Annotated in this window: 23 protein-coding genes and 3 tRNA genes; 16 read left to right on the top strand and 10 right to left on the bottom strand. The window is 70.2% G+C overall.

The window, feature by feature from the left end; genetic code table 11:
• Nucleotides 1–61: 61 nt before the first annotated feature.
• Nucleotides 62–613, bottom strand: coding sequence for a hypoxanthine phosphoribosyltransferase (gene hpt, locus ACWIDW_RS09010; protein WP_454124638.1), 552 nt, complete (start codon nt 611–613; stop codon nt 62–64).
• Nucleotides 614–697: 84 nt separating this feature from the next.
• On the opposite strand from hpt, the gene ACWIDW_RS09005 reads away from it, so the two are divergent.
• Entirely contained in the window at nt 698–1,234 is a 537-nt protein-coding gene (locus ACWIDW_RS09005) for a DUF937 domain-containing protein (protein WP_454124636.1), read from the top strand.
• Between the two features lie 3 nt (nt 1,235–1,237).
• Here the strand turns inward: ACWIDW_RS09005 and tilS are convergent, their stop codons facing one another.
• The gene (tilS, locus tag ACWIDW_RS09000; RefSeq protein ID WP_454124634.1) at nt 1,238–2,230 is read right to left on the bottom strand and encodes a tRNA lysidine(34) synthetase TilS; all 993 of its coding nucleotides are present in this window, start codon (nt 2,228–2,230) and stop codon (nt 1,238–1,240) included.
• A 52-nt stretch (nt 2,231–2,282) separates the two neighbouring features.
• Between tilS and ACWIDW_RS08995 the strand changes: the two genes are divergently transcribed.
• On the top strand, nt 2,283–2,903 hold the full coding sequence (locus ACWIDW_RS08995) for a TMEM175 family protein (RefSeq protein WP_454124633.1): 621 nt from the start codon (nt 2,283–2,285) through the stop codon (nt 2,901–2,903).
• Between the two features lie 43 nt (nt 2,904–2,946).
• Nucleotides 2,947–3,438, top strand: a complete 492-nt coding sequence (gene ppa / locus ACWIDW_RS08990; RefSeq protein WP_454124631.1) for an inorganic diphosphatase — start codon at nt 2,947–2,949, stop codon at nt 3,436–3,438.
• 106 nt (nt 3,439–3,544) lie between these two features.
• On the opposite strand, the gene ACWIDW_RS08985 is transcribed toward ppa, so the two are convergent.
• Nucleotides 3,545–4,945 (bottom strand): M23 family metallopeptidase, encoded by a 1,401-nt coding sequence (locus ACWIDW_RS08985; RefSeq protein ID WP_454124630.1) that lies wholly within the window; start codon nt 4,943–4,945, stop codon nt 3,545–3,547.
• 227 nt (nt 4,946–5,172) lie between these two features.
• On the opposite strand from ACWIDW_RS08985, the gene ACWIDW_RS08980 reads away from it, so the two are divergent.
• The 3 genes from ACWIDW_RS08980 (at nt 5,173) to ACWIDW_RS08970 (ending at nt 5,487) form a co-directional block, all read left to right on the top strand.
• Nucleotides 5,173–5,245, top strand: a tRNA-Glu gene (locus ACWIDW_RS08980).
• Nucleotides 5,246–5,271: 26 nt separating this feature from the next.
• A tRNA-Asp gene (locus ACWIDW_RS08975) sits at nt 5,272–5,345 on the top strand.
• A 69-nt stretch (nt 5,346–5,414) separates the two neighbouring features.
• Nucleotides 5,415–5,487: transfer RNA gene (locus tag ACWIDW_RS08970), tRNA-Phe, on the top strand.
• A gap of 122 nt (nt 5,488–5,609) precedes the next feature.
• Here ACWIDW_RS08970 and ACWIDW_RS08965 read toward each other — a convergent pair.
• Nucleotides 5,610–6,092, bottom strand: a complete 483-nt coding sequence (locus tag ACWIDW_RS08965; protein WP_452322421.1) for an Lrp/AsnC family transcriptional regulator — start codon at nt 6,090–6,092, stop codon at nt 5,610–5,612.
• Nucleotides 6,093–6,413: 321 nt separating this feature from the next.
• On the opposite strand from ACWIDW_RS08965, the gene ACWIDW_RS08960 reads away from it, so the two are divergent.
• On the top strand, nt 6,414–7,040 hold the full coding sequence (locus ACWIDW_RS08960; protein WP_454124629.1) for a cyclodeaminase/cyclohydrolase family protein: 627 nt from the start codon (nt 6,414–6,416) through the stop codon (nt 7,038–7,040).
• A gap of 8 nt (nt 7,041–7,048) precedes the next feature.
• On the opposite strand, the gene ACWIDW_RS08955 is transcribed toward ACWIDW_RS08960, so the two are convergent.
• Nucleotides 7,049–9,142: a galactose-binding domain-containing protein gene (locus ACWIDW_RS08955; protein ID WP_454124627.1), complete on the bottom strand. Its 2,094-nt coding sequence runs from the start codon at nt 9,140–9,142 to the stop codon at nt 7,049–7,051.
• 218 nt (nt 9,143–9,360) lie between these two features.
• Here ACWIDW_RS08955 and ACWIDW_RS08950 point away from each other — a divergent pair, with 218 nt between their 5' ends.
• Nucleotides 9,361–10,794, top strand: a complete 1,434-nt coding sequence (locus ACWIDW_RS08950) for a glycoside hydrolase family 1 protein (RefSeq protein WP_454124625.1) — start codon at nt 9,361–9,363, stop codon at nt 10,792–10,794.
• A gap of 68 nt (nt 10,795–10,862) precedes the next feature.
• Here ACWIDW_RS08950 and ACWIDW_RS08945 read toward each other — a convergent pair whose 3' ends face one another.
• Nucleotides 10,863–12,206, bottom strand: coding sequence for a D-arabinono-1,4-lactone oxidase (locus tag ACWIDW_RS08945; RefSeq protein ID WP_454124623.1), 1,344 nt, complete (start codon nt 12,204–12,206; stop codon nt 10,863–10,865).
• Nucleotides 12,203–13,402 (bottom strand): alanine racemase, encoded by a 1,200-nt coding sequence (locus ACWIDW_RS08940; protein ID WP_454124621.1) that lies wholly within the window; start codon nt 13,400–13,402, stop codon nt 12,203–12,205. Before ACWIDW_RS08940 ends, ACWIDW_RS08945 begins: the two co-directional genes overlap by 4 nt.
• Before the next feature lie 132 nt (nt 13,403–13,534).
• Here ACWIDW_RS08940 and ACWIDW_RS08935 point away from each other — a divergent pair, with 132 nt between their 5' ends.
• The 6 genes from ACWIDW_RS08935 (at nt 13,535) to ACWIDW_RS08910 (ending at nt 21,340) form a co-directional block, all read left to right on the top strand.
• Nucleotides 13,535–14,179 (top strand): TetR/AcrR family transcriptional regulator, encoded by a 645-nt coding sequence (locus tag ACWIDW_RS08935; RefSeq protein ID WP_454124619.1) that lies wholly within the window; start codon nt 13,535–13,537, stop codon nt 14,177–14,179.
• The gene (locus ACWIDW_RS08930) at nt 14,176–15,561 is read left to right on the top strand and encodes an aldehyde dehydrogenase family protein (RefSeq protein ID WP_454124617.1); all 1,386 of its coding nucleotides are present in this window, start codon (nt 14,176–14,178) and stop codon (nt 15,559–15,561) included. The genes ACWIDW_RS08935 and ACWIDW_RS08930 overlap by 4 nt, the downstream gene beginning before the upstream one ends.
• 152 nt (nt 15,562–15,713) lie before the next feature.
• Complete coding sequence (locus ACWIDW_RS08925) at nt 15,714–16,967, top strand: MFS transporter (RefSeq protein WP_454124616.1); 1,254 nt, start codon at nt 15,714–15,716, stop codon at nt 16,965–16,967.
• 40 nt (nt 16,968–17,007) lie between these two features.
• A complete protein-coding gene (locus ACWIDW_RS08920; RefSeq protein ID WP_454124614.1) occupies nt 17,008–18,774 on the top strand; it encodes a sulfatase-like hydrolase/transferase in 1,767 nt (588 codons plus the stop codon).
• Between the two features lie 38 nt (nt 18,775–18,812).
• Nucleotides 18,813–20,288 carry a deoxyguanosinetriphosphate triphosphohydrolase family protein gene (locus ACWIDW_RS08915; RefSeq protein WP_454124612.1) on the top strand — a complete coding sequence of 492 codons (1,476 nt, stop codon included), beginning with the start codon at nt 18,813–18,815 and terminating at the stop codon, nt 20,286–20,288.
• A gap of 131 nt (nt 20,289–20,419) precedes the next feature.
• Complete coding sequence (locus ACWIDW_RS08910) at nt 20,420–21,340, top strand: NADP-dependent oxidoreductase (RefSeq protein WP_454124610.1); 921 nt, start codon at nt 20,420–20,422, stop codon at nt 21,338–21,340.
• A gap of 82 nt (nt 21,341–21,422) precedes the next feature.
• Here the strand turns inward: ACWIDW_RS08910 and ACWIDW_RS08905 are convergent, their stop codons facing one another.
• Both ACWIDW_RS08905 and ACWIDW_RS08900 read right to left on the bottom strand, forming a co-directional pair.
• Nucleotides 21,423–21,680, bottom strand: a complete 258-nt coding sequence (locus ACWIDW_RS08905; protein WP_271638677.1) for a DUF6458 family protein — start codon at nt 21,678–21,680, stop codon at nt 21,423–21,425.
• Nucleotides 21,681–21,793: 113 nt separating this feature from the next.
• Nucleotides 21,794–22,303 carry a MarR family winged helix-turn-helix transcriptional regulator gene (locus ACWIDW_RS08900; RefSeq protein ID WP_454124608.1) on the bottom strand — a complete coding sequence of 170 codons (510 nt, stop codon included), beginning with the start codon at nt 22,301–22,303 and terminating at the stop codon, nt 21,794–21,796.
• A 130-nt stretch (nt 22,304–22,433) separates the two neighbouring features.
• Between ACWIDW_RS08900 and ACWIDW_RS08895 the strand changes: the two genes are divergently transcribed.
• On the top strand, nt 22,434–22,811 hold the full coding sequence (locus tag ACWIDW_RS08895) for a hypothetical protein (RefSeq protein ID WP_454124607.1): 378 nt from the start codon (nt 22,434–22,436) through the stop codon (nt 22,809–22,811).
• Between the two features lie 3 nt (nt 22,812–22,814).
• Here ACWIDW_RS08895 and ACWIDW_RS08890 read toward each other — a convergent pair whose 3' ends face one another.
• Nucleotides 22,815–24,008, bottom strand: a complete 1,194-nt coding sequence (locus tag ACWIDW_RS08890) for a glycosyltransferase (RefSeq protein WP_454124605.1) — start codon at nt 24,006–24,008, stop codon at nt 22,815–22,817.
• 135 nt (nt 24,009–24,143) lie between these two features.
• On the opposite strand from ACWIDW_RS08890, the gene ACWIDW_RS08885 reads away from it, so the two are divergent.
• On the top strand, nt 24,144–24,407 hold the full coding sequence (locus ACWIDW_RS08885) for a glutaredoxin family protein (RefSeq protein WP_454124603.1): 264 nt from the start codon (nt 24,144–24,146) through the stop codon (nt 24,405–24,407).
• The last annotated feature ends 15 nt before the right edge of the window (nt 24,408–24,422 follow it).

Genomic DNA, 24,422 nt, shown 5'->3' with positions numbered 1-24,422 from the left:
CTGGGTCCCTGAGCCTGCCGAAGGGCCCGAGCCCACCCTGGGTCCCTGAGCCCACCGAGACTCAGCTGTAGACGTGCGGCGCCAGCACGGCGACATCGCGCAGGTTGCGGTAGCTCTCGGCGTAGTCGAGTCCGTAGCCGACGACGAACTCGTTCGGGATGTCGAAGCCAACGTACCGGCAGTCGATCTGCACCTTCGCCGCCTCGGGCTTGCGCAGCAGAGCGAGCACCTCGATCGACTCCGCACCCCGCGACTCGAAGTTCTCGAGCAGCCAGCTGAGCGTCAGACCCGAGTCGATGATGTCCTCGACGATGAGCACGTGCTTGCCGTGCAGGTCGGTGTCGAGGTCCTTGCGGATCTGCACCACGCCGCTGGACTTGGTGCTCGCGCCGTAGCTCGACACGGCCATCCAGTCCATCGAGGCGTCCATCGGCAGCGCGCGCGAGAAGTCGGCCATCACCATCACGGCGCCCTTGAGCACGCCGACGAGGATGAGGTCCTTGCCCGCGTAATCCTCGGCGACCCGGGCTGCGAGCTCATCGAGCTTCGCGAGGATCTCCTCCTCGGTGACGAGGATCTGGCTGAGGTCGTCCTGGATGTCGGCAGCGCGCATGGATCGATCTTAGGTCGATCCGCTTATGCGTCCCCACTACTGTGAGCGGTGAAGCGGGGCATCCGTCCTGCAGGGAGGGAAGACATGAACGTCGACGAGATTCTCAACCAGGTGCCGGTGGATGACATCGCGAAGCGCTTCGGCGTCAGCCCCGAAATCGCGCGGCAGGCGGTGAAGGAGGGCGGCGCGACTCTGCTGGGCGGACTGGCCAAGAACGCCGAGAGCGGGGAGGGGTCTGCGGCGATCGAGAAGGCGCTGAACCGGCACGGCGGCTTCGCCGGCGCGTCCACGGTCGACGATGTCGATCAGGCAGACGGCGAGAAGATCGTGAAGCACGTCTTCGGCGAGCGCAAAGGCGAGGTAGCTGAGAAGCTCAACAAGAGCGAGAAGACGGCGGGCGGCATCGACTTCGGCAAGCTGCTGCCGATCCTCGCGCCGATCATCATGGGCATCATCGCGAACAAGACCAAGGGCGGCTCGGGCGGGGGCGGCCTGGGCGACATCCTCGGCGGTCTGCTCGGCGGTGGCCGCAGCTCGGGTGGCTCGAGCGGCGGATCGTCCGGCGGCGGGCTCGGTGGCCTCGGCGACATCCTCGGCGGACTGCTCGGCGGCCGGAAGTAGCGGCTACCGCGCGCTGAAGACGATCTGCCCGCCCGCCCGCCGAGCGGTGCACGCGGGCAGATCGATCGGTCCCTGACCCGACCAGTCGATGGCCAGACGCGCCACCTCGAGCGTCTGCGTGCGGGTCAGGCCGACGCCGAACTCGCTGTCGACGACGAGGCGGATGATTCGGTTGCGCAGCGCCGCGGGGTTCGCGGCGAGCGCCGCGACGCTCACGGCGATGCCCGCCTCGGCGTGCTCGACGATGTCTTCGATGGTCTCGTGGATCATCTCCTCGAACGCCTCGGCATCCTCGCGCAGCTGCTCGGCCGTACGCGCGAGCGCCTCGGCGATGCCGGGGCCGAGCTCGGCCTCCAGCACCGGCAGCACGCGCTCGCGGGTGCGGACGCGCGCGTAGCGGCTGTCGAGATTGTGCGGGTCGTCCCACACCTCGACCCCGGATGCCGCGCAGGCCCGTCGCGTGGTCTCGCGGCGCACGCCGAGCAGCGGGCGCATCCACAGCATCCCGTCGTCGCTCGTGCGCACCGGCGCCATGCCCTGCAGGCTCGCCGCCCCCGAGCCGCGTGCGAGGCCGAGCAGCACGGTCTCAGCCTGGTCGTCGAGGGTGTGACCGAGCAGCACGGCGGCGGCGCCCTCCGCGCGAGCGATGCTTCCGATCGCCGCATAGCGGGCTTCTCGCGCGGCGGCCTCGATACCCTCGCCGCCACTGATGACCGAGACCTTCGTCTGCAGCGCGTCGTGCACGCCGATGCTCTCGGCGGCGACGGCTGCGGATGCGGCAGCCACGTCCGAGCCGTCCTGCAGCTGGTGGTCGACGGTCAGGCTCAGCACGGTGATGTGACGGGCTCGCGCCTCGAAGACGGTGGCGGCGGTCAGCGCAAGCGAATCGGCACCGCCGGAGAGGGCGACGATGACCGTAGCCCCGTCGGGCAGCACACTGAGGGCGGCGCGCACGGCGCGTCGGACTTCGGCGATGGCGGGATCGAGCGAGGGCACGACTCCACGCTAGCGGTGGCGCGCGCAGCGCGTGCGGACTTACCCTGGGGCCGTGAGCAAGGCGATGCTGCCGACCCGGTTCGCGCCAGAGCGCTTCACGGCGTTCACCGACGCGGTGGTCGCGATCGCCATGACACTGCTGATCCTGCCGCTGCTGGAGTCGGTCACGGACGCGGCCGGACGCGGCATCGGAACGGCTGAGTTCCTTCGTGAGACATCGGGACAGCTGATCAGCTTCATACTCAGCTTCGTGCTCATCGCGACCTTCTGGATGGAGCACCACCGGGTCTATCGCCGGGTGACGGCGGTCTCGCCGGCCCTGCTGTGGGTCAACACCGGCTGGCTGCTGACCATCGTGTGGCTGCCGGTGCCGACCGCGATGCTGGGTCAGCTGTCGATGGATGCAGCACAGGCAGCCGTATACATCGGCACACTGATCCTCACGCAGGTCACCACGCTCACCGGCAAGCTCTACCTGCTGCGCCATCACGACCTCGCCGACATCCCAGCCGAGGTCCTGCGACGCGGCTGCGCCGGAGACATCGCCGCCGTCATCCTGTTCTTCGTCGCGCTCGTCCTTGCGGCGTTCGTGCACCCGATCGGCTATCTCGCGCTGCTGCTGCTCGTGCTGGTCGGGCCGCTCGAGCGAGGGCTGCTGCGGCTGCGCGGGTAGGCTGGTGCCCGGCATCCGACCGTCATTCCAAGGAGAACAGCACATGGGCGCACACGACGCCGTCATCGAGATCCCGCGCGGCAGCCGCGTGAAGTACGAGGTCGACCACGAGACCGGTCGTGTCCACCTCGACCGCGTCCTGTACACCACGTTCGGCTATCCGGCCGACTACGGCTACTTCGACAACACGCTCGGCGAGGACGGCGACCCGCTCGACGTGCTCGTGCTGCTCGACCACGCCATCTTCCCCGGCGTCGTCGTGAACGTGCGACCGGTCGCCGTGCTCAAGATGAGCGACGAGGCCGGCGGCGACGACAAGCTCGTGGCCGTGCTGTCGAAGGACCCGCGCTGGGCGCACATCCAGGACATCGACGACCTGCCCGAGTACACGAAGAAGGAGATCGCGCACTTCTTCGAGCACTACAAGGACCTCGAGCCCAACAAGTGGGTCAAGGTCGACGCATGGGGCGACGCCGCGGAGGCGCAGCGCATCCTCGACGAGGCCATCGAGCGCTTCGCGAACGACGGTCACTGACCCTTACCCGGGTCGGCTGAGCCGTCCCCTGGGTCGCTGAGCCTGTCGAAGCGAGAACCCCCGGCCGCGCGGCCGGGGGTTCTGTCGTTCTCAGCTGCGCTGCGGATCAGATCGCGCCGCGGGCAGCCAGGAAGTTGTACGGGTTGGTGCGGCCGCCGTTGATGTACACCTCGAAGTGCAGGTGGCATCCCTGCGAAGCGCCGGTGTTGCCCGCGTACCCGACGACCTGACCGGCGCTGACCTGCTGGCCGTGCGAGACGGCGTAGCCCGACATGTGGGCGTAGCTGGTCGAGATGCCGCCGCCGTGCTGGATGCGCACCCAGTTGCCGAAGCCACCGTTGTAGAACGCGGCATCCACCCGCCCTGACGATGCCGCGTAGATCGGCGCGCCGCATCCGTTGGCGAAATCGGTGCCGCCGTGGTTGGTCGAGCGGCAGACGCCGCCGGTGCACACCGGCGGGCGCGGGCCGAAGTGCGACGAGATGTACCCGCCGTGCGGACGTCGCCAGGCACCGGATCCGGTCCCGCCGCCGCCACCGCCGCCGGTCCCACCGCCGCCACCGCCGCCGCCGCCGCCCTGGTTGTTCTTGGCGGCTTCCTCAGCAGCCCGACGCGCACGCTCGGCCTCTTCGGCGCGACGACGCGCTTCCTCTTCCTTCCGGATGCGCTCGCCCTCCTGATAGCCGGCGACCGTCGCGGTGGTGTTGTCCTTGAGCGCGGCGAGCTGCGCCTGCAGCGTCACGAGGTTGGTCTTGCGCTCCTCGAGCGCGGCCTCCGCCGCGTCGGCGGCGCGCTGCGCGGCCTGCATCTTCTCTTCGGCGATCTTCTGCAGCCGGTCGCGCTCGTCGCGGGCAGTGGATGCCTGGTTGCTCAGCGACTGGGCGGTGTCGCGAGCGGATGCCGCGCGCTCAGCGACCGTGCGGTTGTACTCGACGAGCTTGTCCATGCTGCCGAGGCGAGCGAGCAGGTCGTCGGCTCCGGTAGAGGACTCGGAGAGGAAGAGCTCGAGGGCCGCCTCGTCACCGCCGCTGCGGTACAGCTGGTTGGCGACCTGGCCGGCTTTACGGGCGCTGTCGGCGGCGATCTTCGCCTGCTCGTCGGCCTGCGCCTGGAGGTCGTCCGCCTTGGCGGCCTGGTCGAAGTACGCCTGCTGCGCGGCGAAGAACTCCTCGCCGGCGGTGCGGGCGGCGGCTTCGGCGGCGGCTGCCTGATCGGTGAGCTGCTGGATCAGCGCTTCGATGCGCGTGATCTCCGACGCCTTCGCCGCTTCGCTGGCCTTGGCGCGCTGCACGTCATCCCAGCTGGGGTAGCCGGCGGCGTAGGCCGGCGGCGTGGTCGCAGAGATGCCGAATGCCGAGAGGGCGACGGCACTCAGGGCGCCGACGGCCAGAGCGCTTCGGCGGGTGAGCTTCGAGCGCGACCAGAGGGCCTCGCGTTCTGCAGCAGTCGGGGCGCAGCCGCAGTCGGCCCCTGCGGACCGGGCATCCGCAGTAATGTCCTCGTTCACTCGGCTCCTTCCGCCGGATTCACAGCTGTAACAGTAACAACATTCGTCACAGTCGCACCAGGTGCCGGCCTCACCGCAGCCATGCGGGAAGACGAGACGCGCCTCTCGTCTGTCCATAGTCCTCCCGAAACGCCCGGGATGTAAGCCGACTCGCCCTCGATTTCGTTTTTCTCCGCGACAGCCCTTATGCTTGAGCGTCGGCAAGGGAAACCCCCGGGAATCTCTTCGGCCCCATCGTTTAGCGGCCTAGGACGCCGCCCTTTCACGGCGGTAGCACGGGTTCGAATCCCGTTGGGGTCACTCTTCCGATACAATTGAAAAGTTATGGCCCTGTAGCGCAGTTGGTTAGCGTGCCGCCCTGTCACGGCGGAGGTCGCGGGTTCAAGTCCCGTCAGGGTCGCTCTGAGCGATGAGCCTTCTTTCGAGGAGGCTCTTCGTCTAAGATGCGGCAGATCACGATGTGCCGCACGGCTCTGTAGCTCAGTTGGTAGAGCGTTCGACTGAAAATCGAAAGGTCACCGGATCGATGCCGGTCGGAGCCACACGGCTGATCATTACAATCAGCCCAGAAACCCTCGCCTAGCTTCTACATGGCGGGGGTTTTGCTTTGCCCTGACAGCACCCAACCGGCTGCCCGCCTCATCTCTCGCGGGGATAGACACCGCTACCTCTTCTCGGGCGTCTCGGGCGTGCTCAGCAGACCGGTGACTCGGTACGGGATGACCTCGCGCAGGAACAGACTCGTCGAGGTGCGCACGATACCGGGGCAGAGCCGGATCTCCTCGCTGACTCGGTACAGGTCATCCGGTGTTGCCGCCACGACGCGCAGAAGCAGATCATCATCGCCCGCAGGAGCGAAGCACTCGAGAACCTCCGGGATGTTCTTCAGCGCGTCGATGGCCTCGGCGATCTGGTGCTGGTCGAGTTCCGCGCGGACGGACGCGGCGACCGGTCGGCCGAGCGCCTCCGGGCGAAGGCGGGTGGAATGCGGGCGCAGCAGGCCGGCCGTCTTCATCCGCTCCAGCCGGGCATGGACGGTTCCGCGTGCGAGGTTCAGACGCTGCGCCAGGATCGCCACCGGCATCCGCGGGTCGTCATCCATTGCGAGAAGTATGCGTCGATCGGTCGCGTCGAGCGAAGCGGTCATGGTGTTCACTCCTGACGTCTGTTCGCTCACAACACTAGTCATATTGTCCAGCCGGTGACGCATCGGTTGCGCACGCATGGTCATCGGTCTTTACTGAGCAAACAGAACGTTCATCACAGAGGAGCGGAATGGTCGGGTCGGCCCACGAACGTCGCGACCCGATGCGCGCGGGTCACAAGCTCAGCACGCAGCACCATCCTCCACACAGCTCTGCGACGTCGGCGGTGCAGTGCGCTTCGCGCATCGCACCGCCGACGACGTCGCGCGTGAAGAAGTCGTCAACAGCGGCGTCATGGATGAGACCGTCGTAGTGTGGCCCGCATGGCCGATCCCGACTCCGCACACGTTCCGACATCCCGACCGATGGATGCCTGGCTCGACGCCCTCAGCCAGCCCAACGGCTCCCCCGGCGGCGGGGCGGCGACCGGCGTGCTGCTCGGAGTCGCCGCCGCCCTGATGGGCATGGTGGCGGGGTACACGCCCGACAGCGCTGCCGCGTCGGCCTGCGCGGCGCGGCTCGAGCGCCATCGCGCGGATGTGCTGCAGGCCGTCGAGGCCGACGGGGTGCTGTCGGTGCGATTCGGGGCGGCACTGGCACTGCCGTCCGACGACCCGCAGCGCGACGAGCAGGTCAGCGCCGCCGCCGTCGACGCCGCCGAGTCGGTGGCGAGGCTCGGGGCGATCGGCATCCTGCTCACCTCCGACGCGCAGGTGCTCGCCTCGGCAGGCAATCCGCACATCGCAGTCGACCTGGCGGTGGCGATGGAATCGCTCGCCGCGGGGTTGTCAGGGGCGGCGATGAGCATCCGTGCGAACCTGCACATCGCCGGCAGGCACGACGCAACCACCACACGGCTGGCGAGCCTCGAGACCGACGTCCGCCGGTTGCTCGAGGCCCGCCACCGCATCACGCAGATGATCGAGGAGATCTCCGCGGGGCTGGACTGACCGCAGCCTCAGCCGGGGTACACCCCGATCTCCTTGATCGAATAGCCGTACGTCGTCGTGCGCTCGGTGCACAGCACGCGCACGTGCCGCGTCGTCACCGCGTCGAACGTCGCCGTGTCGAGGCCGCCGTCACCGGTCGTCGTCGACCACACCGTGCGCCAGGCGGCGGCGTCGTCGGACACCTGGATCTCGTACGACTTCGCCACCGCCTTCTCCCAGTCGATGCTGACCCGGTCGATGCGGTGCTGCTCGCCGAGGTCGACGCGGATCCACTGCGGGCTCGCGCCCCAGTTGCCGCTCGCCCATCGGGTCGACGCCTTGCCGTCGACGGCGCGACTGGCGGCGTAGCTCGTGAACGGGTTGTTCTCGTTCGAGCTGGCGTACGCGCCCTTGCCGGTGGCGATGTTCGTCGCACTCTGGAACCCGCGCGTCGCCTCCCAGGTCTGCAGGTACGACTCCGCGCCGCCCATCATGCTGTCGACGATCTCGGCACCGCCGCCGGCGAGGCGCACCTGCTCGAGGTAGTCGGGCGTGAGACCGGTGTGGGCGAAGCCGTCGACGTTGATGTCGAAGGTGCGCTGCCCGCTGACCTGTCGCTCGACGACGGTCGAGCCGTCGGCCGCGGTGAAGGGATACTGCACCTCGACGGGCGCCGAGCCGCCGGCGGGGTGCCCGCCCAGCCCGTTGAAGTCCAGCCCGAATCCGTATCCCTTGTCGTACTTCTCGCGCAGCGCCTTCTCGTCGCGCCAGTCGGCGACGAACTCCTCGGCCGCATGCGGGTACGAGGTCTTGAAGCCACCGAGGCGGTACAGGCGCTCGGTCCATCCGGCATCCATCCAGCTGTGGCTGGACAGCACGCCGGGATACTGCTCGGCCTCGAGCACGTCGAGCGCCTGACCTGCCGCCTTCACGCTCATGTGGTCGAGCTCGACCATCATGTTGCGATCCATCATCGCGCGCAGCGCGTATTCGCCCAGCTTCGTCATGCCGCGCACGTTGCACTGCGCGCCGGACGGGTAGGTCGGCGGATCGGCGCCCTCGAGCCCGTCGGGCACCGGAGCGTTGCCGATCGGGTTGTCGTGCTGCGCCCCGCGGCACGCCTCGGTCTTCCAGTACGTGCCCGTCGAGTAGAACTGCCCGACGTTGATGATCGTGCCCATCGTGCCGGGATCGAAGCGCACGCCGCACAGCGCGTTGTCGAACTTGTGGCAGAGGAACATGCTCGAGATGCCGAGCCCCTGGAACTCGTCGAGCCCGCGGTCGATGTCGGCTTTCGAGCACTGCGCGACGTCGAGGATCATCTTGCAGCCGAACGGCTCGCTCATCTCGACGCCGAGCACCACCGCCAGCTTCCCCTGCTGGATCACCTCACGCGCCTGCGCGGGGTCGGTGACGATGCGGAAGAAGCCCTTGCCCTGCCCGCCGTAGAGGGCGTCGATGTACGCCTCCATCTCACGCACCTTCTTCGCCTCGAGCCGGATCGCCGTCATCTCATCGCACGAGCGATCCTTGGCCATGATCGGCAGCGAGCAGATCACGCCGTTGGTGACGAGATCGTTCACCAGCACGCGCTGTCCCGAACGCCAGGCGCGCTCCACCCAGGCGTAGTACGCGGCCTGATGGCTGAGCGAGGTGGTGCTCGGCCAGTGCGCGAACGTCGGCCAGCCCACCGGATCGTGCGTGCCGTTCGCACCCCCGGTGAGGTTCTCGAAGATCGCCAGCTCGCCGTTCGGGTAGTGGTCGGGGCAGTCCTTCAGGGCATCCGCGACGCCCGCTGGGGAGAAGGGTGCACCGCAGATCAGCCGGCCCCCGAAGCCCTCGTTCGAGTTCAGGTGCGTGTGCGAGTCGATGTACCCGCGCACCGGCTCGCCGGGGCCGGAGGTCGTCGGCGCGCCGGAGACGTTGAGCTCGACCTCCTCGGCCGGTCGATTCGGGGCATCCCACCAGCCGTCGGATGCCGAAGCGGATGCCACGGCGCCGGCGCCCGGCGCCGTCGTCACGGCTGTCGCATCGGGTGCGGCCGCGGCGGCCGGTGCGGCCGCCAGGCCGAGGACGACAGCCGCGGCGGCGAGCGCAGCGCCGACAGATCGGCGCCGTCGCATCCGGAAAGTCGGGGATCGCCACCCGCGCGGGGAGGGGGTTGGACGGACGGATGCCTGATGCACGATGAGCCTCCTTGCTCTGTGTCCAGCACCGTACTGTGGGACGAGCGTCCCAGTCAATCGTCCAGCAGTCTTCACCCTTGCACCGTGACGCCTCCGCGGCTTAGTATCGGTCGAAGTGGGACGAGTGTCCCACTTTCGCCCACCAGGAGACGACGATGCTCGCTGACGCCACTGACGCCGCCACCCCGCACGCCCTCGCCCGCGCGCTGCCCGAAGGATTCGTCCTCGGCACCGCCACCGCGGCGGCGCAGATCGAGGGGGCGACCACCGCGGGCGACCGCACCCCGAGCGTGTGGGACCGCTTCGCGGCCGACCCCGGCCGGGTCATCGACGGCAGCGACACCTCCCGCACCGCCGATCACTACCGCCGCTACGCCGAGGACGTCGGGCTGATGCGCGAGCTCGGCGCCGACGCGTACCGCTTCTCGTTCTCGTGGACGCGTGTGCAGCCCGGCGGCTCGGGCGGCCTGAGCCGCGAGGGAGCCGACTTCTACGACCGGCTGCTCGACCGCCTGCACGACGCCGGCATCCGCCCCTTCGCGACCATCTCGCACTGGGACCTGCCGGTGGAGTACGCGCAGGGCTGGCTCGATCGCGACACCGCCCAGCGCCTGGGTGACCTCGCCGGCCTGCTCGGCGAGCGCTTCGGCGACCGGATCGACTCGTGGATCACCATCAACGAGCCGGCCACGGTGACCCTCAACGGCTATGCGCTGGGTCTGCACGCCCCCGGGCACAGCCTGCTCTTCGACGCGCTGCCCACCGTGCACCATCAGCTGCTCGGTCACGGGCTGGCCGTGCAGGCGCTGCGCGCGGCGGGGGTTCCCGGCCGGATCGGGATCACGAACACGCACAGCCCGGTGATCCCGGCATCCGACTCCCCCGAGGATCACGCGATGGCCGCCCTGTTCGACCTCGTGCACAACCGGATCTACGCCGACCCGGTGCTGCTCGGCCGCTACCCCGAGGCTCCCGACTTCCTCGGCGACGCGCTGGCGGTCTTCGACGAGGTCCCGTCCGAGGACCTCGCGCAGATCCATCAGCCGCTGGATTTCTACGGACTCAACTACTACATGCCCACGCTCGTCGTCGCCGGCGCCGGCGACGGGGAGAGCCCCGACGGCACGAGCGCGGCGATGGCCGATCTGCCGTTCCGGCTGCTCGAGTTCGAGGGCGTGCCGACGACCGGCTTCGGCTGGCCGATCCAGCCCGCCGGATTCGCCCGCGCCCTCACCGAGATGCAGGAGCGCTACGGCGACGTGCTGCCGCCGGTGTACATCACCGAGAACGGCGCCAGCTTCCCCGACGAGGTCGGCCCCGACGGCACCGTCGACGACACCGAGCGGGTCGCCTTCCTGCGCGACCACCTCGCGGCGGCACTGGCGGCCGTCGCGCCCGGCGGGCCCGCGGAGGGTCTGGATCTGAGCGGCTGGTTCGTATGGTCGCTGATGGACAACTGGGAGTGGGCGGCCGGGTTCACGCAGCGCTTCGGCCTGGTGCACGTCGACTTCACCACCGGCGAGCGCACCCCGAAGTCGTCGTTCCGGTGGCTGCAGCAGCTGATCGCGGCGCGCGCCGAGGCGCGCTGACCCACGACCGCACGAGGCCCGGCATCCGCTGATCGGATGCCGGGCCTCGGCGTTCTCGTCTCCGCTGTTCAGCTGCCGAGCACCCGCTCCAGATGCCGGTTCGCGAACACCCGCTGCGGATCGAGGTCGTCGCGAACCGCGCGGAAGTCCGCGAACCGCGGGTACGCCTCGGCGAGGTCGGCCGCCGTGCGGCCGTGCAGCTTGCCCCAGTGCGGCCGTCCGCCACGCGCGCGCATGATCTGCTCGACGGCGTGGAAATATGGCTGCGGGTCCTCACCCACGGCCCGGTGCACCGCGATGTACGCCGACGGTCGCTGATACGCCGTCGACATCCACAGCTCGTCGGCCGCGGCGAAGCGCACCTCGACCGGGAACGTGATGCGCCAGCCGCCTCTCGCGATCGCCTCCTGCACCTCGACGAACGCGGCCACCACCTGATCGGCGGGGATCGCGTACTCCATCTCGGTGAAGCGGACGGTGCGCCGGGTGGCGAACACGCGAGAGGAGACGTCACTGAAGGTGCGCTCGCCCGAGAGCCGCGCCGCCGCGCGGTTGATGGTCGGCACCGCCGCGGGCGCCAGCCGCCCCAGTGCGCACGTGGCGCGGAACACCCCGTTGGCCATCAGGGTCTCGTCGAACCAGCGGCCCACCGGCCGCAGGGGCGCGCGGCCGTCGCCGGCGGGCAGACGGGTGTTCGTCTTGGTCAGGGCGATCTCGGTGTGCGGAAACCAGAAGAACTCGAAGTGATCGGCGTCACGCACCCGGCTCTCGATCGTGTCGAGCACGGCCGCGAGCGGCTCGGCGCGCTCGCGAGCCCGCAGATCGAACGCCGGGACACACCGCACCGTCACCTCGACGAGGATGCCGAGCGCCCCGAGCCCGAGGGCCACCGCAGGCAGCAGCTGCGGGCTGTGATCGGCATCCACCCGCATCACCTCGCCCTGACCGGTGACGAGCGTCACGCCGGCGATCTGCGCGGCGATGCCGCGGAAGCGCGCGCCCGTGCCGTGCGTGCCGGTCGAGACGGCACCCGCGATCGACTGCGTGTCGATGTCGCCGAGGTTCTCCATCGCAAGCCCCAGCGGTGCGAGCAGTGCGGGGATCTCGTGCAGGCGGGTTCCGGCGCCGAGCGTCACGGTCTGCTGCGCGAGGTCCGCGCTGCGCAGTCCGGTCAGCCCGTCGAGGCTCATCTGCACGTCGTCTGCCCGGGCGATCGCGGTGAAGCTGTGGCCCGCGCCGACCGCCTTGACCCGTCGACCCGACCGGGCGGCGGCGACGACGATCTCGCACACCTGCTCGACGGATGTCGGGCACACGACGTCGCGGGGATGCGCACGCACCGTGCGGCCCCAGTTCTGCCAGGTGGTTCGCGAGCCGGTACTGGTGCCGACGTTGTTGCTGGTGGTGGTCACAGGAAGGCCTTCCCTTCGCCTCGATAGGTGGGATGCCGGTCGACGACGCGCCCCGCGTCGACGACCAGGAACTCGTTGACGTGCTCGCTCAGTTCGCCGGACTTCGCGTGGCGCAGCCACACCACGTCGCCGACCGACAGGCTGCGCGCGGCGCTGCCCCGCAGCGGGGTCTGCACCTCTCCCGCACTCTCGCGCGGCAGCATCCGGAGCCCGGCCGGGTGCACGACCCGCGGCAGACGGTCGCGGCCGGGTGGTCCGGATGCCACCCAGCCGCCGCCGAGCAGGGTCACGCAATCGGCCCGGGGCTTGCGCACCACGCTGAGCGCGAAGCCGGTCGCCGGTCGCGGACGGAAGGCGGCGTAGTCATCGAAGTAGTGACCCGCGAACAACCCGCTGCCGGCGGCGATCTCGGTCACCGACGCGTCTGCCGCCGTGCTCTCGATCGACCCCGTGCCGCCGCCGTTCACGAACTCGAGGTCGGCGATCTCGCGCACCGCCGCCACGGCCCGCGCCCGTCGCTCGGCGATCTCGACGCGCGAGCGCCGCTTGACCCACGACACGATCGCGTTCATCGGCGCACGCTGCGGCACGCGATCGGCCACCCCGGCGACCTGCGCCTCGTACGCCATCACCCCGACCAGCTCGAATCCCGGCCGCCGCTGCACCGCGACGGCGAGCGCGCGCAGCTGCTGCGGCGTTCGCACCGGGGAGCGCAGCACGCCCAGGCCCCCCAGCGGCGGCGGGGCCTGCCACGCCGCGTCCAGCTCGAGGCAGACCCGGATGGGCGGGCGCTGCGCAGGAGGGACGACGGCGTCGATGAGGTCGAGCTGCGCGACGCTGTCGATCATCAGGGTGACCGCGCGCGTCGCCTGCTCGTCACGCGCGAGCGCGGCGATCGCGCGGCGATCGGCGGTGGGATAGCCGACGACGACGTCGGAGCAGGTGCGCGAGAGCCACAGTGCCTCGGCGAGGGTGAAGGCGAGCACTCCGGCGAAGCCGGGCAGGGTGAGCAGCTCTTCGATCACCGGGCGCACCCGCAGCGACTTGCTGGCGATGCGCAGCGGCACGCCTCCGGCTCGACGGGTGAGGTCGGCCGCGTTGGCGAGCAGGGCCTGCCGGTCGAGCACCGCGTAGGGCGGGGGCTCGTCGGCGGTGGCCTGCGCCCATTCGCACCAGGGTGTGTGCGTGACGGTCATCCTCGACCTCTCTCGCGGGCGTCGACGACCGCAGAACAGGAAAAGTGGGACAAGTGTCCCACATCACGAATATAGTGGATCTGCGCCGGCGTCGAGCAACCTGCGCGAAAACATCCGTGCTAAGGAGGAGACATGGTCCGCACACCCGTCGACGTACGCCGCCGAGAACTCATCGCCGCCGCCCTGCGGGTGGTCGCCTCTCGCGGGCTGCACGAGGCATCCACCCGCGCGATCGTCGCCGAGGCGGGCATGTCGCTGGCGAGCTTCCACTACGCGTTCGAGTCCCGGGACGAGCTGATCGACCGGCTCATCCTCGACGTGCTCGCCACGGAGGAGAAGGCCGTGCTGCCGGCCGACCTCGAGGGGCGCGACCTCACCGAGCTGCTCACCGACGGGCTGACCGGCTACCTCGAGCACCTGCAGGCCGAGCCGACCCGCGAGCAGGCCATGCTCGAGCTGACCCAGCACGCGCTGCGCACCCGCCGCCCGCTCGCGCAGCAGCAGTACGACCAGTACCTGCGCATCGCACGCGAGTCGCTGACCCTCGCCGCGGCGCACTCCGGGTCGCGATGGACGGTGCCGCTGGCGACGGCCGCCCAATTGCTGGTCGCCCTCACCGACGGCCTCACGCTGAACTGGCTGGTCAACCGCGACGACGCGGCCAGCCGCGACGCCGTGCGCGCCGCCGCGCGAGCCGTGGCGAGTCTGGCCGAGCCGCTTCCGGACGACGACGAGACGGGCACCCCGCAGCGCCGCACCCGACAGGCGGCGTCGTGAGCCCCGCCGAGCAGACCGCCCACGAGCTGCGAGCCGCTTTCGACGCCGGCATCACCCGCTCGCGCCGCTGGCGACGTGACCAGCTGCGGGCGCTGCGGCGGATGCTGATCGAGAACCGACCCGAGATCGAGCAGGCCCTGCACACCGACCTCGGCAAGCACCCCCTCGAGGCGGTGATCACCGAGATCGGGATGGTGATCGCCGAGATCGACTACGCGCTGCCGCGCCTGCGCCGCTGGATGCGAGCGCGAACCGTGCCGCTGCCGCTCGTGCTCGCACCCGCGCGCGGGCGCATCGCGCCCGAGCCCCTCGGCGTCGTGCTCATCATCGGCCCGTGGAACTATCCGCTGCAGCTCGTGCTGAATCCGCTGGTGGGCGCCCTCGCTGCGGGCAACGCCGCCGTCGTCAAGCCGAGCGAACTGGCCGGCGCGACCAGCTCGCTGCTCGCCGAGCTGCTGCCGCTCTACCTCGATCAGCGTGCGGTCGCCGTCGTCGAGGGCGGCGCCGAGGTCACCGGCCGGCTGCTCGAGCAGCGCTTCGACCACATCTTCTTCACCGGATCCGAGAAGGTGGGCGGCATCGTCGCCACCGCGGCCGCGCGCACGCTGACGCCGGTCACCCTCGAGCTCGGCGGCAAGTCGCCCACGTACATCGACGATTCGGTCGACCTCGCGGTGGCCGCGCGGCGGATCATGTGGGGCAAGCTGCTCAACGCCGGTCAGACCTGCGTCGCGCCCGACTACCTGCTCGCCACCCCGGCGACCGCTCGGGCGCTCGTGCCGCACCTCGAGCGCGCGACGCGAGAGATGTACGGAGCGGATGCCGCGGCGAGCCCCGACTACGGCCGCATCGTCACCGCTCGGCACACCGAACGCCTCGCACGGATGCTGGCCGATGCCGCGCCCGCGTTCGGCGGCGAGGTCTCGGTCGAGCAGCGCTACGTCGCTCCGACCGTCGTCGACGGCGTCGGCGCCGACTCGCCCCTGATGCAGGAGGAGATCTTCGGGCCGATCCTGCCGATCGTGCACGTCGAATCGGCCGCGGAGGCCCGCGCCTTCATCCGATCACGGCCGAAGCCTCTGGCCGCCTACGTCTTCAGCCGTCGACGTCGCGTGCGCCGCGCCTTCCTCGCCGAGACCAGCTCGGGCGGGCTGAGCTTCGGCGCCCCGGCCGCGCACCTCGGCGCGCCGCAGCTGCCGTTCGGCGGGGTCGGCACCAGCGGGATGGGGGCGTACCACGGCGAGGCGTCGTTCCGCACCTTCAGCCACCTCAAGAGCGTGCTCGACAAGCCGCTGCGCCCCGACACGATGCGCCTCGCCTACCCGCCCTATCGCGGGTGGGTGAAGAGCCTGCTGCCCCAGATGCTGATGCGCGGGCGCTGACACGTCTGCCGACTTGCATCCGGTGCCCGGCGGTCCTATCATCGCCAGAAGTGGGGCAGTCGTCCCACTTCTGACGGGCGGACGATGCGGTCCGCCGAGGAGACGATGATGTTCCACCCGCACCCGCGCAGCCGCACCCCTCGGACGACGACATGAGCGCCGACGCCCGACCGACGGTCGATACGGCATCCGCTCCCCCGGCGCAGACCCCGGTGAGCCGCAGCTGGCTGTGGACGTTCGGCCTCGCCTGGTTCGGCTTCTGGCTGCTCGTGATGCTTCCCGGGCAGTTCATGCTGGTGCAGCTGGCGAGCACACTGGATCCGGCCGAGAAGATCGGCGTCGGCTCGTTCCTGATCGCCGAGATGGCGATCGTCATCGTCGTCTCGGTGCCGATCATCGGCTGGCTGTGCGATCGCAGCAACCCGCGGTTCGGTCGCCGCCGCACCTGGGCACTGGGCGGCTTCGTGACCGCGACCGTGCCGTTCGCCCTGGTCGGCTTCCAGCCGTCCTGGCAGCTGGCCGCGGTTCTGCTCGCGATCGTCGCGGTCGGGCAGTCCGCGGTGCTCGTGTCGCTGTCGGCGATGATCGCCGATCAGGTGCCGCCCGCGCAGCGCGGCCGCGCGTCTGCGGCCGCCGGCGTGCCGCAGGTGATCGCCCTCGCAGGCGGCATGATCATCGTGACCGAGCTGGTCAAGGACGTCGGGTGGAGCTGGGCGGTGATAGCCGTCCTGGCGCTGGTCGTACCGCTTCCCTTCCTGCTCGGGCATCCCGAACCCGCCCTGCCCGCCCCCGCCCGCGCGGGCGACGCCCGCTCGACGCAGCCGCCCCGCAGCATCCGCCAGATCGCCCGGGTGTACCACGACCTCGGCTGGGCCGGCGTGTCGCGCGTGCTCGTCAACGCCGGCAACCTCGTGGGGACCACCTACCTGCTCTACTTCCTCTCCGACTCGCTGCAGCTGGCGAACCCGGAATCGGCGCTCACCGTGCTGATCCTCGTGTACCTCGTCGCGAGCGGTCTCGGGTCGTGGGGCGGCGGCGCGCTCACCGACCGGCTGCGCTCGCGACGCTTCTTCGTCGCCGCCTCCGCGGGCCTGCAGGTCGCGGCCGCGCTCACCCTCGCGTTCGTGCCCACCTGGAGCGCCGCGATCGTCGCGGCCGTGCTGCTCGGCATCGGATACGGCGTGTTCCTCTCGGTCGACCAGGCTCTGCTCACCGACGTGCTGCCCGATGTCACCACGCGCGCCCGCGATCTTGGCATCGTCAACGCCGCGCAGCATCTCCCGATCGCCGCCCTCGTGGGCTGGCTCGTGCTGAGCGTGGCGGGGTACACCCAGCTGTACGTCATCGCCGCCGTGATCATGGCCCTCGGCGGCCTGGCCGTGTACCGCATCCGCTCGGTGCGCTGAGCACCGCCGCCCCACCGTCCGCCGCCGCCGAAGGAGACCCGTGAAAGCCATCGTCGTGCTGTTCGACACCCTCAACCGCGCGTTCCTGCCGCCCTACGGCGCCGAGGGGGTGCACGCGCCGAACTTCGAACGCCTCGCCGCGCGCAGCGCGCGCTTCACCCGCTGCTACGGCGGCAGCATGCCGTGCATGCCCGCGCGGCGGGAGATGCACACCGGTCGGTACAACTTCCTGCACCGCAGCTGGGGGCCGCTCGAGCCCTTCGACGACTCGGTGCCGCAGATGCTCGACGAGGCGGGCGTGCACACCCACCTCGTCACCGACCACCAGCACTACTGGCTCGACGGCGGGGCGACGTATCACCCGCGCTTTCGCACCTTCGAGTTCTTCCGCGGCCAGGAGGGCGACGAGTGGAAGGGGCAGGTGGCCGATCCCGACATGTCGAACGTCACCCCGCACGCGAGCAACCACGCCCTGCGCCGGCAGGACGCCGTCAACCGACAGCACCTGACAGACGAGGCCGACCACCCGCAGACGCGGACGTTCGACGCCGGGCTGGAGTTCATCGAGACCAACCACGCCGACGACGGCTGGATGCTGCAGATCGAGACCTTCGATCCGCACGAGCCGTTCTTCAGCTACGCGCAGTACCACGAGCTGTACGGCACCCCCACGGTCACCGAGGGCGCCGACTTCGACTGGCCCGATTACAAGCAGGTGACCGAGAGCGAGGCCGAGCTCACCCACCTGCGCGACCGCTACCTCGCGCTGCTGTCGATGTGCGACCGGTCGCTCGGGCGCGTGCTCGACGCGATGGATCAGCATGACCTGTGGCACGACACGATGCTGATCGTGTGCACCGATCACGGTCTGCTGCTGGGTGAGCACGGCTGGCTGGGCAAGAACGTGCCGCCGTTCTACGAGGAGACGATCCACACGCCGCTGTTCGTGTGGGATCCCCGCTCGGGCGTCTCCGGCGAGAGCCGGGATGCCCTGGTGCAGACGATCGACTTCGGGCCCACCCTGCTCGATCACTTCGGGCTCGAGCTGACCCCCGATATGCAGGGCCGGTCGATTCTGCCGGTGCTCGACTCCGAGCGTCCGCTGCACGAGGCGGCGCTGTTCGGCCTGCACGGCGGACACGCGAACGTCACCGACGGACGCTACGTGTACATGCGCGCCTGCGTGACCGCAGACAATCAGCCCCTGTTCGACTACACGCTGATGCCGACCAGCATGCGCGGGCGCTTCGGCGCCGACGCCCTCCGTCACGCGGAGCTCGTCGATCCGCTGCCGTTCACGAAGGGGATGCCGGTGCTGAAGGTGCCGGCCATCGCGCCGACCAACCCGGCGGCGTTCGGGTCGCAGCTGTTCGATCTCGAGAGCGACCCGCAGCAGCTGAACCCGCTCGTCGACGACGAGCTCGAGCTGCGCATGATCGGCCTGCTCGTCGAGCTGATGCGCCAGAGCGACGCACCGGCGGATCAGTACGAACGGCTCGGACTGCCCGCGTCGGCGGCCCCGACCGCCGAGCACCTGATGCTCGCACGACAGCAGGCGGAAGGCGAAGCCGGTCCGGTGGGAGGTGCCGATCTGTCGGCGCTCGGCGACTCGGCGGTGGCGATGCGCTCGGTGCGCGAGCTGCTCGCCGACGAGCACGCCCGCGGCGTGCTGCGCGACGAGCTCGGTCCGATCGTCGACGGGCCGCTGCCCGAGGAGGCGATGGGGATGTCGCTGGTGCAGATCGCCACGGTGACCGCGGGGCTCGTGCCGCACGACGCGCTGCACAGAATCGCCGCGCGTCTGTGAACCTCGACCCGGGATGCGCGCGTGGCACACTGGCATCCATGCCCCAGCAGCCGGATGATCCCCGCCAGATGCGACGACTGCCCGAGACGCTCGACGAGTTCCAGCGCGCGGAAGGGCATCCGCACTTCCGGGTCGACGTCGAGCGCATCCGCTTCTCGCCGTACTACTCGCGCCTCTCGGCGGTGACGCAGGTCATCTCGCAGGCCGGCGCCGGTCTCGCCGTGCACAACCGGCTCACGCACTCGATCAAGGTCGCCGCGGTCGCGCGTGCGATCGCGACGCATCTCTCCACCCGCACCGACGAGGCGAATCGCATCGTTGCCGAGCTCGGCGGCGCGCACCCCGTCGTGGTGCAGGCGGCTGCCGCGGCGCACGACCTCGGGCATCCGCCGTTCGGCCACCTCGGCGAGCAGACGCTCGACCGGCTCGCCCGCACCCGCTTCGGACTGGCCGAGGGTTTCGAGGGCAACGCGCAGACGTACCGCATCCTCACCCGCCTCGACGAGCACGACCGCCCCGGTGTCGGTCTCAATCTCACCGCGGCCGTGCGCGCGGCGGTGCTCAAGTACCCGTGGCGGCGCGGCGAGGGCGGGCCGCGGCGCGGCGGCGCAAGCAAGTTCAGCTTCTACGCGATCGATGAGCCGGATGCCCGGCAGGCCCTCTCGCCGTATCCGGCGATCGCCGCAGGGCAGCAGAGCGTCGAGTGCTCGATCATGGACATCTCCGACGACATCGCGTACTCGCTGCACGACCTCGACGACTTCTACCGCGCCGGTCTGCTGAACCCGGCGACCCTGTCGGCGGAGTTCCGGTCGTGGCGTCGCGATCTCGCCCAGCTGCGTGCCGCCGACCATGCGACGCTCGCCGCCGACACCCGCACACCGGGACACTCGCTCGAGCTGCTGTGGCGCCGGATGCACACCAGGGACGGCTGGATCGCCGACCCCGACGCGTTCGGCGAAGCGGTCGCGAAGGTGTCGACGGAGGTGATCGACGGGCTCGTCGCCGAGCCGTTCGACGGATCCCTCGCCAGCGAGCGCGCTCTCGCCCGGTTCACCACCGCGTGGATCGCGCGGCTGCAGTCGTCGATCGAGGTGCACCGGCATCCCGACATCCGCTCGGGCCACGTCAGCCTCAACCGGCAGGCCTGGCACGAGGTGGCGGTGCTGAAGTTCCTGCACGAGAGGTTCATCCTCGAGCGGCCCGATCTCGCGGTCTACCAGCGCGGTCAGGCCAGCGTGCTCGAGCGCCTCGTCGACGGGTTCACGGCCTGGCTCGACGATCCGCGCGACGCGCGGCGCGCGCCGCGCCGGCTGATCGACCTCGTCGAGCTCGCCACCGACGACCACCGCCGCCTCGACGACGTGGGGCCGGGCTCCGACGTCGAGACGCTCGGCCGGGGACGCGGCATCATCGACTACGTCGCCTCGCTCACCGACGCCCAGGCGATCTCGCTCGACGCGCTGCTTGCCGGGCGCACCGAGCGGCTCTGGGACGCCGGCCAAGGACTGTGAGCTCGCGAGAGGCGGTTCCGCCACGAGACCGCGCGCCGCAGCGCAGGTCTCACGCTGACAGAGAAGTCCCGCGCCCGCAGGCGCGGCGCGTGGAAGAGTGGATGCCATTCGCCCCACTCTGAGGAGGAATCATGCGCGCTGTCGTGTACGACCGGTATTCCACGGATCTCGATGATCTCGAGGTGCGTGAAGTGCCCGAGCCGAAGCTGCCGCCGGCATCGGTGCTCATCGAGGTGCGCGCCGCGGGCGTGAACCCCGTCGACTGGAAGGTGATGGCGGGCGGGCTCGACGCTCTGATGCCCGTGCACTTCCCCGTGATCCCGGGATGGGACGTCGCCGGCGTCGTCGTCGCCGTCGGCCTGGACACCCCGGAGTTCGCCGTCGGCGACGAGGTGATGGCCTACGCCCGCAAGGACACGGTGAGCGCCGGCACCTTCGCGGCGCGGGTCGCCGTTCCCGTCTCGGCGGTCGCGCGCAAGCCGGCATCGCTCTCGTGGGAGGAGGCCGGTGCTCTCCCGCTGGCAGGCGGCACGGCGCTGCGGGCGATCGACGCCCTCGGCGAGCTGGCCGGGCGCACCGTGCTGATCCACGGCGCGGCAGGCGGCGTGGGCGGCTTCGCCGTGCAGATCGCCGCGGCCCGGGGCGCGAAGGTCATCGGCACGGCATCCGAACGCAACCACGAGTACATCCGCGCGCTGGGCGGCGAGCCGACGACCTACGGCGAGGGACTGGCCGCACGCGTGCGCGAGATCGCCGGCGGAGCCGTCGACGCGGTCGCCGACTTCATCGGCGGGCAGCTCGACACCACCCTCGACGTGCTCGGCGAGGGCGGCACGCATGTCTCGACCGCGGACCCGAAGGTCATGTCGCACGACGGCCGGTACATCTGGGTGCGCCCCGACGGCTCGCAGACCGCGCGTCTCGCTGAGCTCGTCGACGAGGGGGTGCTGCGGGTCGAGGTCGCCGAGACGTTCCCGCTCGACGGTGTCGCCGACGCGTTCCAGGCCAGCATGAGCGGTCACACCCGCGGCAAGCTCGTCATCGTCCCCTGATCGTGTGAGGCGCCGCGAGACGGGCGCGGACAGAGTTCGCGCCCGGGCCTCACTCGGGACCCGGGCGCGAACGCTTCTCCGGTCAGAAGACCTCTTCGTCTCCCGCCGCGCGCGTGGAGCGACGCGTCTCGTACGCGCCGGGAGCGGCCTCGGTGCGGGTGACCACGTCGGTGCGGCGGCGACGCGCCATGAGCAGCAGCCCGACGATGAAGGCGACGACACCCGCACCCATCAGGATGTAGCCGATCATGGTGAGGTCAGCCCAGCCGACATCGATGTTGAGCGCGAAAGCGAGGATCGCTCCGATGACGAACAGAACGACTCCGGTGCCGATGGTCATCTCTTGCTCCCTTCGAAAGGGCGGGCCGTTCGGCCTGCCTGGTGCCAAGACTCCCAAGCGGCAGCCCGCCGAAGAATGGGGTTGACAACACCGGCGCCCGTCAGGGTCGGGTCTCAGACCTGCGCAGACCGCTCCGCGACGGCGGACTCGACTCCGTCGACGGCGTCGGCCATCGCGCGGAGGAAGTCGGTCACGTTCGCCTGCGCCTGGGCATCCATCCCCGCCGCCACCGCGTACATCAGCTCGTGCATGCGACCGAGCGTCTGCCGCACATCCTGGTCGGCATGGGCGGTGGCTCGAACCGCGATCGGCTGGCCCGGGGCGTCCTGTTCTCTCTGCACGTGCCCGGAACGCTCGAGTCGATCGATCAGCACGGAGGCCGCGGCCGGTGAGATGCCGAGATACTCGACCAGGGCGACCAGCTGGGCCACGTGCCCCGGCTGACGGAAGAGGTAACGCAGCGCGAGCAGCTCGTTCTCGCCCATCGACATCTCGTCGCGGGTGCGTCGACGCATGGCCCGCTCCGCCGCGCGATACGTGCGCAGCGCCTCGAGCACCTCGCGTGCGCGTTCTCGCTCGCTCCGCTCGTCGTACCAGTAGCCGTCCGCCTGTGATTCCGCCACACTCGCTCCTTCAGCGAGCGCCTGCACTACTCGCATAAGCAATGATAGGAGAGGACATGGGGATCCGGGCGATCGGAAACGAACGCCGGACGGTCGAGACGACCGCCAGACACAGCAACGGAGGGAATCTGTGAGTTTTCGAAGCAAGGAGACGTTGGAGACGTGGCTCGCGGAGTTCCGCTCCGAGCGCGAGGCGGGTGATCTCATCCGGGTGATCATCCAGGACGGCTCCGACGGCTCCGACACGGGACTGGTGATCGTGCCGGTGAAGCACTCGGCAGTCAGCATCTTCATGCAGCCGATCCACATGGGCGAGGCTCGGTGGAACGTCACCCTCGAGCCGAGCAGTGAGGACACCGTCCTCACCAGCCACCAGCTGCACTCGCTCGCCAGCGAGCTCGCGGTCGCCGCCGAGCTGTGCTCGTATCTCGAAGCCCGCAGCATCGGACACGACGAGCAGCCGGATGACGCGCCGGCCGACGACGACGCGACGGCCGAGAACGCCTAAGCCTCAGAGCTCTCCGGGTCGCATCGCCTCGGCGTCGATGGCGCGCATGACCCGGAGCGCCGCGGTGTCCACCGGCGGCTCATCCGCGACACCCGCGCGCCGGCGCGGTGCGTAGACGACCAGCGCGTGGAACAGGAACCGGGCGAAGAAGGCGACCACCAGCGAGATCGCCGTGGCGATCACGCTGGAGATGTGCCACGTCTCGACCATCAGCGCCATCAGCGGGATGCGCAGGGCCGCCTCGACCGAGTTGAACGAGACGGATGCCGCGAAGCGCACCCACAGTCGCGGAGCGTCGTGGCGGTCGTCGCGGAAGACGAACAGCTCCTGCAGCACGAAGTTGCCGACGATGGTGACGGCCGCGCCGACGATCGCCGCGAGCACGTAGTCCACGCCGAGGTGGGTGAGCGCCCACATGATGCCGATGTTCACGACCGCGCCGATGCCGCCGATCAGGGCGAAGCGCCCCATCTTGCCGAACCGCAGGCGCGCGAGGTGCGCGAGGAAGGTCGCCCCCTGACGCAGGCTCGCCTTCGAGTCGCCGTGCCGGCGGGCGCCGAACTCCAGCGGCACCTCCGCGATGCGCAGCTCGCGCCGCTCCCCGCCGCGCACGAGGATCTCGAGCAGGATCTTGAATCCCTGCGGCCGCAGCTCGTCGAGGTCGATGTGCGAGCGGTCGATGAGGAAGAACCCGGTCATCGGGTCGGTACTGCGCCAGAGGCGCCGCAGGAACATCGCCTTGGTGACGAGGGTCGCCGCCTTCGACACCCCGTAGCGCACGGCCGTGCCGAGCCCGGCGGAATCGCCCCCGCCGATGTAGCGCGAGGCGGCGACCACGTCGACCCCGCCCTCGGCGAACCGTGCCAGCATGGCGCGCAGCAGCTCGGGCGGATGCTGCAGATCGCCGTCCATGACGATGCACACGTCGTGTGCGGCCTCGGCGAGGCCCAGGGCGACGGCGCCGCCGAGCCCACCGGTGTTGCGGTCTCGGTGGATGCCGCGCACCGCGACGGCAGCGGATGCCCCGACGCGCGCGATCTCGTCGATCGTGCCGTCGACGCTGTCGTCGATGAACAGGATCTCGGCAGTGATCCCGGCGAGCGCGGCCGAGGTGCGCGCGACGAGTTCGGCGACGTTGTCGCGCTCGTTGAAGGTCGGCACGATGACTGTGACGGGAGGGAGGGAGGGAGCGCTCACGTGATGTCCTCCACGGTGTCCTCCGAGTCCGGGTGTCGCGCGGTGATGCGGCGATCCAGCATCCATCGTTTCATGGGACGCCCGGCCGCGGCTCCACTCGGCGCCCGCTCGGGTGCGTCACCGTAGGCTGGGAGCATGAGCACTCCCGCATCCGACACCATCACCGTGTTCGGCGCCGACTGGTGCCGAGACTGCGTCCGCACGAAGAGGCAGCTCGACCAGCTGGGCGTCGAGTACACCTACATCGACCTCGTGGCCGATCCGGCGGCGGCGGACGTCGCCAAGGAGATCTCGGGCCGCATGAACATCCCCGTCGTCGTCTACCCCGACGCGAGTCACCACGTCGAGCCGAGCAACGACGACGTCGAGACGAAGCTGCGCGAGCTCTCGCTGATCTGACCACGGTTCGGCCGC

Source organism: Microbacterium sp. NPDC055312, from assembly GCF_053645675.1.
This window is presented reverse-complemented; position numbering and strand designations above follow the sequence as displayed.

Coding starts and splice junctions, on each gene's coding strand:
- ACWIDW_RS08935 (WP_454124619.1), top strand. CDS start 13,535: ATGGTCCGCACACCCGTCGACGTACGCCGCCGAGAACTCATCGCCGCC.
- ACWIDW_RS08925 (WP_454124616.1), top strand. CDS start 15,714: ATGAGCGCCGACGCCCGACCGACGGTCGATACGGCATCCGCTCCCCCG.
- ACWIDW_RS08955 (WP_454124627.1), bottom strand. CDS start 9,142: ATGCGACGGCGCCGATCTGTCGGCGCTGCGCTCGCCGCCGCGGCTGTC.
- hpt (WP_454124638.1), bottom strand. CDS start 613: ATGCGCGCTGCCGACATCCAGGACGACCTCAGCCAGATCCTCGTCACC.
- ACWIDW_RS08910 (WP_454124610.1), top strand. CDS start 20,420: ATGCGCGCTGTCGTGTACGACCGGTATTCCACGGATCTCGATGATCTC.
- ACWIDW_RS09005 (WP_454124636.1), top strand. CDS start 698: ATGAACGTCGACGAGATTCTCAACCAGGTGCCGGTGGATGACATCGCG.
- ACWIDW_RS08950 (WP_454124625.1), top strand. CDS start 9,361: ATGCTCGCTGACGCCACTGACGCCGCCACCCCGCACGCCCTCGCCCGC.
- ACWIDW_RS08905 (WP_271638677.1), bottom strand. CDS start 21,680: ATGACCATCGGCACCGGAGTCGTTCTGTTCGTCATCGGAGCGATCCTC.
- ACWIDW_RS08940 (WP_454124621.1), bottom strand. CDS start 13,402: ATGACCGTCACGCACACACCCTGGTGCGAATGGGCGCAGGCCACCGCC.
- ACWIDW_RS08960 (WP_454124629.1), top strand. CDS start 6,414: ATGGCCGATCCCGACTCCGCACACGTTCCGACATCCCGACCGATGGAT.
- ACWIDW_RS08915 (WP_454124612.1), top strand. CDS start 18,813: ATGCCCCAGCAGCCGGATGATCCCCGCCAGATGCGACGACTGCCCGAG.
- ppa (WP_454124631.1), top strand. CDS start 2,947: ATGGGCGCACACGACGCCGTCATCGAGATCCCGCGCGGCAGCCGCGTG.
- ACWIDW_RS08885 (WP_454124603.1), top strand. CDS start 24,144: ATGAGCACTCCCGCATCCGACACCATCACCGTGTTCGGCGCCGACTGG.
- ACWIDW_RS08965 (WP_452322421.1), bottom strand. CDS start 6,092: ATGACCGCTTCGCTCGACGCGACCGATCGACGCATACTTCTCGCAATG.